The sequence below is a fragment of the Pseudoalteromonas ruthenica genome (assembly GCF_008808095.1).
Lineage (GTDB): Bacteria > Pseudomonadota > Gammaproteobacteria > Enterobacterales > Alteromonadaceae > Pseudoalteromonas > Pseudoalteromonas ruthenica.
Genome location: NZ_CP023396.1, coordinates 1,026,195 through 1,039,281, shown reverse-complemented (window position 1 = coordinate 1,039,281; position 13,087 = coordinate 1,026,195). Strand labels below are relative to the sequence as shown.

At 49.1% G+C, this 13,087-nt stretch carries 8 protein-coding genes and 1 pseudogene; 3 read left to right on the top strand and 6 right to left on the bottom strand.

Going from position 1 to position 13,087, the window contains the following annotated elements; translation table 11 throughout:
- Window positions 1–18: 18 nt before the first annotated feature.
- Window positions 19–1,392: pseudogene (gene gnd, locus PRUTH_RS04930) on the bottom strand (NADP-dependent phosphogluconate dehydrogenase).
- A gap of 276 nt (window positions 1,393–1,668) precedes the next feature.
- Between gnd and pyk the strand changes: the two are divergent.
- Window positions 1,669–3,105, top strand: a complete 1,437-nt coding sequence (gene pyk / locus PRUTH_RS04925) for a pyruvate kinase (RefSeq protein WP_022946599.1) — start codon at window positions 1,669–1,671, stop codon at window positions 3,103–3,105.
- Window positions 3,106–3,142: 37 nt separating this feature from the next.
- Window positions 3,143–4,132, top strand: coding sequence for an ATP-dependent 6-phosphofructokinase (locus PRUTH_RS04920; protein ID WP_151172706.1), 990 nt, complete (start codon window positions 3,143–3,145; stop codon window positions 4,130–4,132).
- Here the strand turns inward: PRUTH_RS04920 and PRUTH_RS04915 are convergent.
- The 4 genes from PRUTH_RS04915 to ggt form a co-directional block, all read right to left on the bottom strand.
- Complete coding sequence (locus PRUTH_RS04915) at window positions 4,129–4,956, bottom strand: LytR/AlgR family response regulator transcription factor (protein ID WP_022946597.1); 828 nt, start codon at window positions 4,954–4,956, stop codon at window positions 4,129–4,131. The two genes, PRUTH_RS04920 and PRUTH_RS04915, sit on opposite strands and share 4 nt — an antisense overlap.
- Window positions 4,953–6,026: a sensor histidine kinase gene (locus tag PRUTH_RS04910; RefSeq protein ID WP_045978310.1), complete on the bottom strand. Its 1,074-nt coding sequence runs from the start codon at window positions 6,024–6,026 to the stop codon at window positions 4,953–4,955. Before PRUTH_RS04910 ends, PRUTH_RS04915 begins: the two co-directional genes overlap by 4 nt.
- Before the next feature lie 169 nt (window positions 6,027–6,195).
- Window positions 6,196–7,914, bottom strand: coding sequence for an NAD-dependent malic enzyme (locus tag PRUTH_RS04905; protein ID WP_151172704.1), 1,719 nt, complete (start codon window positions 7,912–7,914; stop codon window positions 6,196–6,198).
- 184 nt (window positions 7,915–8,098) lie between these two features.
- Window positions 8,099–9,856 (bottom strand): gamma-glutamyltransferase, encoded by a 1,758-nt coding sequence (ggt, locus tag PRUTH_RS04900; protein WP_151172702.1) that lies wholly within the window; start codon window positions 9,854–9,856, stop codon window positions 8,099–8,101.
- Window positions 9,857–9,945: 89 nt separating this feature from the next.
- Here ggt and rrtA point away from each other — a divergent pair, with 89 nt between their 5' ends.
- Window positions 9,946–10,536 (top strand): rhombosortase, encoded by a 591-nt coding sequence (gene rrtA, locus PRUTH_RS04895; RefSeq protein ID WP_253946305.1) that lies wholly within the window; start codon window positions 9,946–9,948, stop codon window positions 10,534–10,536.
- 20 nt (window positions 10,537–10,556) lie between these two features.
- On the opposite strand, the gene PRUTH_RS04890 is transcribed toward rrtA, so the two are convergent.
- The gene (locus PRUTH_RS04890) at window positions 10,557–13,043 is read right to left on the bottom strand and encodes a S9 family peptidase (protein ID WP_151172700.1); all 2,487 of its coding nucleotides are present in this window, start codon (window positions 13,041–13,043) and stop codon (window positions 10,557–10,559) included.
- Window positions 13,044–13,087 lie beyond the last annotated feature (44 nt).

The following is a 13,087-nucleotide window of genomic DNA, read 5'->3' as shown; positions in this document are numbered from 1 at the left end:
GAAAAAGCAGCTAATTAATTAGCGTACTTTAGCGTCAATATCGACCAGATCAGTTAGATGACATAACTCACCAGTGTGGGTTTTAATACCATGCTCACCAAAGTAGTCACGCTGCGCTTGCACTAGATGACCATTACTTGGAGTGCTTAGCGTTGCTAAGTAGTTTTGTGTTGCACACAGTACCGGGAATGCCAAACCAGTGGTCACGGCCGCACCAGTCACACTACGAAGCGCCTTCGCCTGCTCATCTAAGGTATCAATAAACTCAACACCCTGAGCAATTTGGTCTAGATAATCTGCACGAATAATGCACCCTGCGCGCCAAGTTTGCAGTGTTTTGTTTAAATCAACTTTTCATTGATGGTTTCGTGACGCGCCTTTGATCAGTGCCAAGCCTTGTCGGTAGCAAAGCAGGCTCGCTAAATGAAACGCTTGCTGCAACTGGTCAATATCAATATCGATACTGTCCGTTTGCTTTGCTGCATAGGTCATTTCTTTAGCCGCGTGGGTATCACCTGTATTAGTTAAGTGACGTGCCTGCACCGCAGCAACAAGTGATGGCACGGCAATACCAAGCTCCAAGGCATTTTGTGCCGTCCATAAGCCGGTGCCCTTGGCGCCCACCTTGTTATCGATTAAATCGACCAGCGGTGTATCGTCCTTGGTTGCTAACTTGAGGATATGGCTAGAAATAGAGAGTAAATAGCTATTGAGCTCGCCCTCGGCCCAAGTATCGAAAATCTCGGCAATTTGCTGTGGTGTTTTGCCAGCGCCCAAGCGCAATAGCTGGTAAGTCTCAGCAATAAGCTGCATAAGGGCATACTCGATGCCATTGTGCACCATTTTCACAAAATGGCCACTGGCGGATTGGCCAACGCGGGCAAAACACGAGTCGCCGTTGTAACTGGCAGCTACTTTCTCAAACCAAGGTTCAATGCGCTCCCAGCCTCCTTCGGAGCCGCTCGCCATCATTGCCGGACCATGGCGTGCGCCTTCTGCACCACCGGAAATCCCCATCGTGGCAAACTCAAATTTGTTTTGGAATTTCAATTTGCGGGCAATGCCGTCTTTATAATTACTGTTACCGCAATCGATGATGATATCATCTTTACTGACACCGGCATCGACCAAGTCGTGGCAGACTTTGTCAACCAGCTCGCCTGCCGGTACCAACAAAAGGATAGAGCGCGGCGTTTCTAAACGACGCACCATGTCGTGAAGGTCTGAAACAATGTGCAAGCGCTCGGCCATTCCTTGTGATTTGGCGCAGCTTAACAATTCTTCCCCGGCATCGGGGTTGGTATCATAGGCTACTAGGGTGAGCCCTTTTTCGATTAAGTTCAGGGCGAGATTTTTGCCCATCACCCCAAGACCTACTAATGCAACTTGCATCCAGTTTCCTCCTCGGTAAAACGTACGACTGGGTAATTCAACGTAAATACGGCGGGCATTATAGGGCATACGATGCCCCATTCAATCCCCGGCGCTGAATTATATCAAATTAACGCAAGGTACATGGATAAAGTTTGCGGGTAAGCTTAATTGACTGAATCTGACACCGGTGTCATAATGCTGAAATCTTGTTAACGAATAATAGGAATTAGAGCTGGCGGAGCGTCCTTCCCTGCTCTAACATGCTATAAGCAATAATGCCTACAGGAGAAATGCATGCCAAGACGTACGAAAATTGTGGCCACCCTTGGCCCTGCCACGGACAGAGATAATAACTTAGAAAAAATCATCCGCGCTGGCGCCAATGTCGTGCGCTTAAACTTCTCTCATGGGGTGGCCAGTGACCACCAAGCGCGCGCTGAAGCCGTGCGTGAGATCGCTCAGCGCCTAGGCACTCATGTTGCCATCCTCGCTGACTTACAAGGCCCGAAAATCCGCGTAAGCACCTTTAAAGAAGGGAAAGTGAACCTCGCCCCTGGCGCCCCCTTTATCCTTGATGCAGCGCTTGCCCCAGGTGAGGGTGATGTTAATGGCGTGGGGATCGACTATAAAGAATTACCTCAAGACGTTAAAGCTGGCGACTTGTTGTTACTTAACGACGGTTTAATCCAACTGACCGTAGAGCGTGTTGAAGGACAAAAAGTACACTGCAGCGTGAAAGTCGGCGGCGTATTGTCTAACAACAAAGGCATCAATCGCCTCGGTGGTGGCCTGACTGCCCCTGCATTTACTGATAAAGATAAAGAAGATCTTATCACCGCGACTAAAATTGGCGTCGATTATATCGCCGTGTCTTTCCCCCGCTCTGGCGATGATATGCGCTATGTGCGTTCATTAGCAGAAAAGGCCGGTTCAGATGCTCAATTGCTAGCGAAAATCGAACGTGCAGAAGCGGTAGAGACGGTTGAAGCCATAGACGACATTATCCTCGCATCAGACGCAGTGATGGTCGCGCGCGGAGATTTAGGCGTTGAAATCGGTGATGCGGAGTTAGTGGGTAAACAAAAAACCATTATCAGCCGAGCTCGTTCATTGAACCGTGTGGTGATCACCGCAACACAGATGATGGAGTCAATGATTGATAACCCCATGCCCACGCGTGCTGAAGTCATGGACGTTGCTAACGCCGTGCTTGATGGCACCGATGCGGTCATGCTCTCTGCTGAAACAGCCGCAGGGGATTACCCTGAGCAAACAGTTGCCACCATGGCCCGTGTTTGCCTAGGTGCTGAGTCACAAAAAGAAACGCACATTTCTAAGCACCGCCTTGATAGCATGTTTGCCGATAATGCAGAAACCATCGCACTATCTGCTATGTATGCGGCTAACCACCTGGGTACAGTGAAAGCCATTGTCGCGCTCACTGAATCAGGCAACACCTCTAAGCTGATGTCACGCATCTCTTCGGGTCTGCCTATTTATTCACTTTCACGCCATGGCAAAACACTGGGTCAGACCGCGCTGTATCGCGGCGTATATCCAGTGCGTTTTGACTCTACTAACTTCACCAAAGAATGTATTGTTAGTGAAGCAATGAATACCTTAGTAGAGCTTGGCGAATTGCAAAAAGGCGATACCGTGATCCTCACCCATGGTGACTTAATGGAAACCATCGGTGCCACAAATACCTTGAAAATTGTCACTGTAGGGTAAATAGTAGACATAAGTTTTCTATCTGAAGCAGCAACTTATGTCTCATTCAAAACGAATTGCAGTACTCACTTCCGGCGGTGATGCCCCCGGTATGAATGCTGCAATTCGCGCTGTTACGCTCAGCGCGCTATCTCATCAACATCAGGTCTTCGGCTTTTTTAGTGGCTACAACGGCCTTATCAATGAACACTTCACTGAACTCAACGCAGCCAGCGTAACCGATATCATCCACCGAAGTGGCACTATTTTAAAATCGGCCCGCTGCCCGCAAATGCACCACACAGATGGTTTGTTACAAGCTGCCAATAGCCTGCGTAAGTGCCATATCGATGCCTTGGTCGTCATTGGCGGAGATGGCAGCTTTAAGGGTGCTCAGGCACTTGCAGAGCACTGGTCAGGGCAAATTATTGGGATCCCCGGTACCATTGATAACGATATTAATGGCAGCGATGAAACCATCGGCTTTCACACCGCAATAGATACCGCATTGGGGTGTATCGATAAAATTCGTGATACCGCGCAAGCGTTTGAACGTACTTTTGTTGTCGAGGTAATGGGTCGAGATTGCGGCATCATTGCCATGGAAGCGGGCCTTGCCAGTGGCGCGGAGCAAATAATTTGTAAGGAACTGATTGATGACGAGCCACAGTTTTTACAAAAACTGTATGAGCAAGTGAAAGCGAATATTAATAATGATGCCGGTCATAGCTACGTGCTGGTCATGGCGGAGCACTCGCTATCTATTAGCGCCGAACAATTAGCGGCCCAGCTGACCGAGCACAGCGGCGTTGAAAGCCGCAGTGCCATTTTGGGCTATGTACAGCGTGGCGGCGCCCCTGTGGCAGGCGATCGCATATTAGCAACGCAGTTAGGCTGCAGCGCCATCGAGCACCTTAATGCTGGCGCTGATGGTGTCATGGTCGGTGTCGTTAATAATCAGCTGAAAACTTTGGCTTTTGAGCACACCAGCGACACACAACAGCGTAATCGTGATTTTGTCGCCCGCTTAAAACGCTTTCGCCGTTAATTGGCCAGCGCCGCTTTGACTTTATCTCGATAGCTGCGACTGACTTTAAGCTCCTGTCCGTTGGTGAGCACCAGCAGGTATTCACCACTGACTTGCGTGACCAGCTTGTTGATTTGCTTTGAATTAACAATGGCGCTGCGGTGCACACGAACAAACAACCCAGGGTCGAGTTCTTGCTCAAGCTCTTTCATAGTTTTACGTAGAATATGGGTTTGCCCATCACCACAGTGCAGGCACATGTAGTCCCCTGCCGCATCAACCCATTGGATGGTATTGGTAGGCACACGGATGATCTCGCCCTGCTCTTTCACCGCCAGCGACTCTGGGTAGCGCTTAGTTTCTAATGAGTCACCCGAGGCTAGTTTCTTGAGAATTTCCTCGCAATTATTGCCTGTGATCCCGGCCACAAAACTCGCTAGCTTTTTCTTATGGGTGTTGTCTTGTTGTGTTTTTAGATGTGATTGCACTTTCTCCACCGCCTGTTTTAGTCTGTTGTCATCTACGGGTTTGAGTACATAGTCCAAAGCATGGACTTCAAAAGCTTGAACGGCGTAACGGTCGAAGGCAGTGACAAACACCACCAAAGGTTGTTGTGAGTCTGGCAGTTGCGCTAACGCATCCGCGACCTCAAAGCCATTCATACCTGGCATCTGAATATCCAAAAAAACCAAGTCGATAGGCTCGCTGCGACAAATATCGACGGCCTCTTGCCCTTGAGCGCATTGCTGTACCAGCTCAATGCATTCAATATCAGCTAATCGTATAGCCAACCCTTTACGGGCCAGCGATTCATCATCCACGATGAGGGTTTTTATGGTATTCATTCTGCTACAGCCTTTTCATAGGGGATACGTATGTTTACCGTCAGACCGGTGGGCGTATTCCCTGATAATACAAATGAATAATTGTTCTCGTAAAGTGTCTTTAGTCGATCTTTAGTATTGGCCACACCGACACCGGTGGCGTTGACCAATTGGCCATCTTTAAGCTCAGCGCCAGGGCCATTATCGCTCACTTCCAGTAACAGCTCGTTGGCAAACACTTGGGCTTTAATACTGATCACCCCGCCTTGTGTCATCTGCGCAATGGCATATTTCAATGAGTTTTCAATTAACGGTTGCAAAATCAAGCTCGGGACCAAGGCATGGCTTGCTTCGTCACTGACTTGCATGTCCACCGCTAGGCGGTCATCAAAACGTACTCGCTCGATTTCCAAATACAGACTCAACGCATGGATCTCTTGCTCGAGTGGCACTTTCTTTATCGGATCGGTATTGAGCGTATAGCGTAAAAAATCGCTTAACCGTGACACCATCTTGTTGGCGTCTTTATTCTCTTCCACTAAAATCAGCGTCGATATCGCATTAAGGGTATTAAACAAAAAATGCGGATTAAGCTGATAGCGCAACATTTTTAATTGCGCCTCATGAGCCATGGTATTGGCTTTCAGCGCTTTTTGTCGCTCCCCTTGGAGCAACTGGTAATATTTAATGCCAAAGTACAAACCACTCCAACAAAGGATGATATAGACCGCATCAAGGCCCTGTTGAAAGTAATAAAACCACTCATCAGGGCGGTAACCATGGCGATAAATTTCCCACAAATTAAATTTTTGTACCACCGACCACAAGGTCCCTGTGGCGTAGGAAGCGGTGAACACCACCAACACGAGCAGCCACGGCTTGGCATTCCACACCCGGCGATACAAGTAACGCAGCGGCACCGTCATTAAGCAGCCCGCATAGGCATTAAGCAAGATCACAAAGACATAGATGTCGCGCATCTCAAATACTTTGGAACCAATGTAATTCACCAGGGCATAACCTATCCAACCGGCTATCTGTAACACCCAAAAGAATCGTTGGCGATTATCAACTAGCTGCTGCCAATTCAAAATTCGTTTTACTCCTTTGCAACGCAGCCTTATCCACAGCGGTTGCATACTTATCTAACGCCATTATTAATAAAGACAACTAAAAAGGCACTGTGATTGGTCTTGCTTAACCTTTCCTTCAACGCAAAACGCCGTGCAGTTGCACGGCGTTTGCTCATATTCGCGAAGGCTAGATGCTGACTCGCTTGTAGTTACGATACTCAGGGTGCCAATAATTATTATCGATGGCCTTGATAATATCCTCATCGCTAAATTCCAACGCTTCACCTTGGGCGATGGCGACTTTAGCCACAGCAAAGGCGATACGTTTAGATAGCGATTCAATCTCAGTCAGTGGCGGCAGTAGGCTCCCTTTACCATCATTGGCAAGGGGTGAGCTCGACGCTAAGGTTTCACTGGCCGCCATCAACATTTCATCGGTAATGCGCTTAGCTTTAATGGTAATTGCACCAAGGCCAATGCCAGGGAAGATATAACTGTTATTACACTGCGGAATAACATACTGCTGGCCATCATATTCCACGCTGCCAAATGGACTACCTGTGGCGATGATGGCACGCCCTTGTGTCCACGCCAACACATCACTCGGATGCGCTTCAACCTGTTTGGACGGGTTTGAAAGCGGGAAGATAATCGGGTTTTCGTGGCTTGATGCCATTGCGCGGATCACCTGCTCGGTGAATAGCCCTGGCTGCCCAGATACGCCGATAATAATGCCTGGCTCAGCACAATGCATAACATCAAGTAAAGAGGCATAATCACCGCTATACTGCCACTGCGAGAGCGCTTCATTGGATTGTACCAACGCTTGTTGGAAGTCACGCAGGCCTTGCATGCCCTCGCTCAATAGGCCAAAACGATCAACCATAAAGATTTGACTGCGCGCTTGCTCTTCACTGATCCCTTCAGAGACCATTTGGCTGATCACCTGCTCGGCGATGCCACATCCTGCGGAGCCAGCCCCAACAAACACTACCTTTTGGTCGCTTAAACGGGTGCCCTTCACTCGACACGCGGCCAGCAAGGTGCCCACAGTGACAGCGGCAGTGCCTTGAATATCATCATTAAAGCTACAAATTTCGTCGCGATAGCGTTTCAGCAGTGGCATCGCGTTAGGCTGAGCAAAGTCTTCAAATTGCAGCATAACATTGGGCCAACGGCGCTTCACCGCTTTGATGAACAACTCTAAAAATTCGTCATACTCTTGCTGGCCAATACGTGGGTGACGTGCGCCCATGTACATTGGGTCGTTCAGTAGTTTCTCGTTATTAGTGCCAACATCCAGCATCACCGGCAGCGTGTAGGCCGGGCTGATACCACCGCACGCGGTGTATAGCGATAACTTACCAATGGGGATACCCATGCCACCAATGCCCTGATCGCCTAGGCCAAGGATACGTTCACCATCGGTAACAACGATAACCTTCACCTTGCCTTTGGTAGCATTACGCAAAATATCATCAATATTGTGGCGGTCTTCATAGGAGATAAACAAACCGCGCGAGCTACGATAAATATCTGAGAACTGCTCACACGCATCACCCACCGTTGGCGTGTAAATAATCGGCATCATCTCTTCAATGTGGTCTCGCACCAAACGATAGTAAAGCGTTTCGTTATTGTCTTGGATGGCGCGCAAGTAGATATGCTTATTAAGGTTATCTTGGAAGCTAGAGTACTGTTGGTAACAGCGCTCTACTTGCTCTTCAATGGTCTCAAAACGCGGCGGCAGTAAGCCTGCCAAGTTGAAGCTCTCACGCTCACGCTGAGAAAATGCGCTGCCTTTATTTAGTAGTGGCGTTTCTAATAAGGTCGGACCAGCGTAAGGAATGTACAAGTAATTGGGATCGGTGTGTGTATTGGTTTTATCGTTGGATTTGTCTGTCATATTGCCTACTTAGCACAGAAGGAGATTGCCTGATATTATTGCCCTTAGCGCGCAAATTGCAAACCCATTTGGGCTTATCAGACCATTGATTTATCGCTGATTGGCGCATTATCATTTTTGATACACACCAATGAATCTTTGTTAACAAACAGCAGGCATTCAAATACCTGCTGTTTGATTACCTTTATTTTCCGAGAGCGATTCCCTCTCGGCGTGGATCGGCACTGCCATAGAGCTTACCGCCTTTCACCTCGACTGCATGAATGCCAGAGTTAAGGTCGCCAATACGCACTTTATGGCCCCATTGCTCGAGCTGCGTTTTTAGCTCCACCAGCTCAGTGCCCTGCTCTAAGGTAGTGATATGGTTACGATTAGTAATACGGGGCAGATTGATCGCTTGCTGGGCGCTCAGCTGCCAATCCAACACCCCGACCAATGCATGGGCCACGTAATTAATGATACGGCTGCCGCCGGGCGAGCCAATCACTAAACGTAAAGAACCATCTTCATTAAATACCATCACGGGGGCCATAGAGCTGCGCGGGCGCTTACCGCCTTCAACGCGATTTAATACATATTTGCCATCACGCTTCGGCGATAGCGCAAAATCGGTGAGCTGGTTATTGAGCAGATAGCCATTGACCATCACGGTAGAGCCAAACGCCATTTCAATGGAGGTGGTCATCGACACGGCGTTGCCTTGATTATCAACAATGGAAATGTGGCTGGTATTGGGCAGCTCAAAGGCATCGTCCTTACCATAGGCAATCCCCACGCCCGGGTGCCCAGCTTGCTTTTTAGCATCATGCTCAAGCATCAATAAGGCACGTTTTTCAAGGTAGCTATTATCGAGTAGCGCTTGCGTCGGCACGGGTTGGTAGTCGGGGTCGGCCATATAGACCTCGCGATCAGCGAAGGCTAAGCGCGACGCTTGGGTGAAGTAATGCAGCGCTTTGGGGCTATTAACCGCATATTGGCTGAGGTTTTTATCCTCCAGCAGTTTCAAGATTTGCAAAACCGCCATGCCACCGCTGCTAGGCGGTGCCATTGAGCACACTCGGTATTGATGATAGCCTACACACACCGGGGCACGCTCTTTGGCGACATAGTTGTTAATGTCTTGCTCAGTGAGTAAACCTGGGGCGATGGGACTTGTTTGTACTGCTTTAGCAATGGCTTTGGCATTGTCACCATGATAAAAGGCATCCACTCCCTCGCTGGCCAAGCGTTTATAAAGCGATGCCAAGGCGGGGTTTTGCTTAACGGTGCCAATGGCCAAAGGCGTTCCACCGGGAAAGAAATACGCCCGCGCCGCAGGCATTTTCTCCACTCCAGGGTTAATACGTCGCGCTAAAAGCTTATGTAATCGCGGTGACACCTTAAACCCTTGTTCGGCTAAAGTAATGGCCTCCTCAAATAAACGAGACCAAGGTAATTTGCCATCACGTTCATGGGCTTTGGCCAGCGCCTTCAAGACCCCAGGAGCCCCCACTGAGCGCCCGCCAACCACTGCATCAATCCAGCGTACGGCCTCGCCATTGCCGTCAACAAATAACTCCGGTGTCGCTTTGCTAGGAGCTTGCTCGCGGCCATCATAGGTGGTGAGTCGGCGCTGCTTTGCATCATAGTGCAAAATAAAGGCCCCACCGCCAATACCGGACGATTGCGGCTCGACCAATGTTAGTACCAATTGCACAGCAATGGCTGCGTCTATGGCGCTGCCCCCTTCAGCTAAAATCGCTTCCCCGGCGCGCACCGCATAGGGATTGGCAGCGGCAACCATGTAATGCTCACCGCTCACTTGTTGTTTTGTCACCACCGCCGTGGTGGCCTCAGGCTCTCTATCGGCGAGCACCTGTTTATTGGTGGTCGTGGTGGCTGTGCAGCCAGAGCTAATAAGCAACGAGAGAGCCGCTGCTATCTGGGTATAAGTTCGTAACATAGCGCTGAGTGTTATTGTCGTGGTTAATTAATTGGCATCTTAAAGGCAAAGGGGCACAATAGGCAAAAAATAACGACCACTGTTAAGTTATGACTGTGTTTAAAACCCTCTTTTCGCACCGCGCAATGCTGTCTGTCTGGCCACTGATCGCACTGTGTACACTGCTTATGGTAATTGATGCCGCTGGGCCATTGTCTTTTCAGCGCCCCGCCATCGCTGAGGGCCAGTGGTATCGCTTGCTAACAGGGCACTTTTTACACAGCAATTGGCCGCATTTAGGCATGAACATGGCAGGTGCTCTAGTGCTATGGTCGCTCCATGGCCATTTTTTTAGTGTGCGTAAGTATTGGCTTTATTTGCTGCTCTTGTCTTTTGGGGTTGGCCTCTGTTTATACGGCTTTAGCCCGAACATCTCTTTATATGTCGGCTTAAGTGGTTCATTGCACGGCTTGATTGCCTATGGTGCGGTGAAAGATATTCGCAGCGGTGAAAAAACCGGGTATTTAATTATCGTAGGCGTAATAGCCAAGGTGGCTTACGAGCAAATTGTTGGCGCCAGTAGTGACGTTGAGGCATTGATTGACTCCCGCGTGGCTATTGAGGCTCATCTATTTGGGCTGTTGTGTGGCTTGGGCTTAGCGCTACTAGAGTGGCGAGGCATAAAAAAACCCGAGGCTTAGCTCGGGTTTTTCGTTAGCGATTAAAGGTTCTCTTCAAACAGCTTATAAATGCGGCGGTATTCATCTAGCCAACTTGAAGGCTGCACAAATCCGTGCGGTTCAACTGGGAAGATAGCCGTTTCAAAGTCCTCTTTCTCCAGTTCAATCAAGCGCTGCACTAAGCGCACAACATCTTGGAAGAACACATTGTCATCAACCATCGGCGCATTGATCAATAGCGGCTTCTCTAACCCTTCAGCGAAGTAGATAGGCGAGCTACGCTCGTAGGCAATAGGGTCAACATCTGGGTGATTGAGAATATTAGAGGTATACGGGGCGTTATAATGTGCCCAATCGCTCACAGGGCGCAGTGCCGCTCCGGCTTGGAATAGTTCAGGCTCGGTGAACAGCGCCATAAAGGTCATAAAGCCACCGTATGAGCCGCCGTAAGTACCGACCCGCTCAACATCAACATTGGCGTTAGCCTGCATCCATTTTACCCCATCAACCAAGTCTTGCGTCTCTGGCGTTCCCATTTGTCGATAAATGGCAGTACGCCAATCGCGGCCATACCCTTTCGAGGCGCGGTAGTCCATATCCATAACCACATAGCCTTCGCTGGCAAGCAACGAGTGGAACATAAACTCGCGGAAGTAACCGGACCAGCCAAAGTGTGAGTTTTGCAAATAACCGGCGCCGTGGTTGAAAATAACCGCCTTGCGGGTATTACCGCTTTCATCGCTTTGGTAATCGCTGGGATAATACACTTTCGCATACACCGGTTGCTCACCATGGCTCGACGGTACGGCAACCACTTTCGGAGCCACCAGCTTAGTCGCTTTGAATTGCTCTGATACGGTGTGAGTTAGCTGCGTAACCTTAGCCCCCGGTGCCGCATCCATGACATAAAGCTCCGGCGGGTGCATGATTTTTGAGTGCTGTAACAGCAGTTTTTGCTCATCAGGACTCAAACTATAGTCAGTCATGCCATCAAGGCTGGTTAGCGCCTCGCTGTTGCCGCTATCCAGGTTTAAGCGATACACCTCGTAAATACCTGGGTGCTTTTTATTCGCTTTGTAGTACAGATATTGGTCATTTTCGCTCAAGGTCAGATCGGAAACCTCAAATTGACCCTTGGTACGCTGGGTTGCTTTACCTGTTAACGGCTTTGTGTAGATGTGGCTATAACCGGACTGCTCTGACAAGAAATACAAAGTGTCGCTGGTGTTTAACCAACCGAAATCATTGAAGGTGTAGTTAATCCAAGCATCGTCATGTAAACGGTGTTGGTTCACTAACTTTTTACCTTTAAAGTCAACGGTCGCTATCCAGCGGTCTTTGTTATCCCAAGCCTCAAGCATAACAGCAACTTGTGAGCCACTGCGGTTCCATTGAATGGCACTTTGACCCCAGCCCCAATCCATCATTAAATTGATTTCACGGCGCTTAGTTTCGCTTTCATACTCTTTGCCTTGGCGGGCATAGTTTTCACGCTTCACCTCGGCAAGCACATCTTCATTCCAACCGGGCAAGGTATTATAGGTCAGCGTCGTTTTTGCTTTGCTTGGCAAGTCGATATACACCAATTCTGTGCCCTGTGGCTTGGCATCCGCAACCCGGCGACGGGCTGGTACCGATTCTACCCCTGCATCTTGGGTAATGTAATTAGGCATGATGTCGGTGTCTGCGCGCCAGCTTCTGTCATCGGTTAGCGCAACGATAAGCTTACTGCCATCGGGAGAGAGCTGGGCATCCACTAAACGCTTTTTATCGCCTAGGTAAATGGTGGCATCGACTACCGCGCTATTTTCATTCGCTAACTGCTGGTCGCGCTCGAGAGCATCTTTTTGGTTCTTTAGCTGCAGTGCAACATAGTCAATAAGCTTATGTTGTTCCTTAGCAATGTAGCTTTTCGGCTCATTAACCTTGATTGGCTCATCTTCAAGCTTAAGGTTGGCTAACTCACTGTGCAGCCCGGTGCCTAAGTCTACATGCATAAACACGTTGCCACGGCGATATACTAGGCTGTTATCATTTAAAAACTGCGGCGCAGATTCAAATGCCGAGGTTTTGGTGATTTGCACTAAGGTGTTGGCAGAGGTATCACGAACAAATACATCCCCTTTAAATACATAGGCTTGTAAGCGGTTATCTTGACTGTATACGGCCTTGTCATCGCCCAACGTGTGTAGCTGCGCCAGCGTTACTTTGGTTGCACTGTCTGCGCCAACGGCCTGTGTGTAGGTGTCGCGTAGTTGATTACCTTGTTGTTTTTGCTGATAAACAACGGTGTTTGAATCGCTGTGCCAGAACGCGCCTTCTGGCTGGTTACCTATCCAGTCCGGATCAGCCATGGCTTGTTCTAAGGTAATAGCCACTGAACCTGGTTTTGCCGGTGTCTCCACTTGGCTTGGGGCGGAAGTTTGATTCGTTTCTACCTGCGTGTTGCTTTGTTGTGCGGTGCTTTGACAGCCGCTGAGGATAAAACTGGAAGCAATGGTCGCCGCCAGTACTGATTTATGGAACATGATTGTCTTCAACTAAATACACGGTGCCCTGATTTAAGCAAAAA

Bases quoted from the DNA above. Each gene is read 5' to 3' on its own strand.
- pyk (WP_022946599.1), top strand. From the start codon at position 1,669: ATGCCAAGACGTACGAAAATTGTGGCCACCCTTGGCCCTGCCACGGAC.
- PRUTH_RS04920 (WP_151172706.1), top strand. From the start codon at position 3,143: ATGTCTCATTCAAAACGAATTGCAGTACTCACTTCCGGCGGTGATGCC.
- PRUTH_RS04915 (WP_022946597.1), bottom strand. From the start codon at position 4,956: ATGAATACCATAAAAACCCTCATCGTGGATGATGAATCGCTGGCCCGT.
- PRUTH_RS04905 (WP_151172704.1), bottom strand. From the start codon at position 7,914: ATGACAGACAAATCCAACGATAAAACCAATACACACACCGATCCCAAT.
- ggt (WP_151172702.1), bottom strand. From the start codon at position 9,856: ATGTTACGAACTTATACCCAGATAGCAGCGGCTCTCTCGTTGCTTATT.
- rrtA (WP_253946305.1), top strand. From the start codon at position 9,946: ATGACTGTGTTTAAAACCCTCTTTTCGCACCGCGCAATGCTGTCTGTC.
- PRUTH_RS04890 (WP_151172700.1), bottom strand. From the start codon at position 13,043: ATGTTCCATAAATCAGTACTGGCGGCGACCATTGCTTCCAGTTTTATC.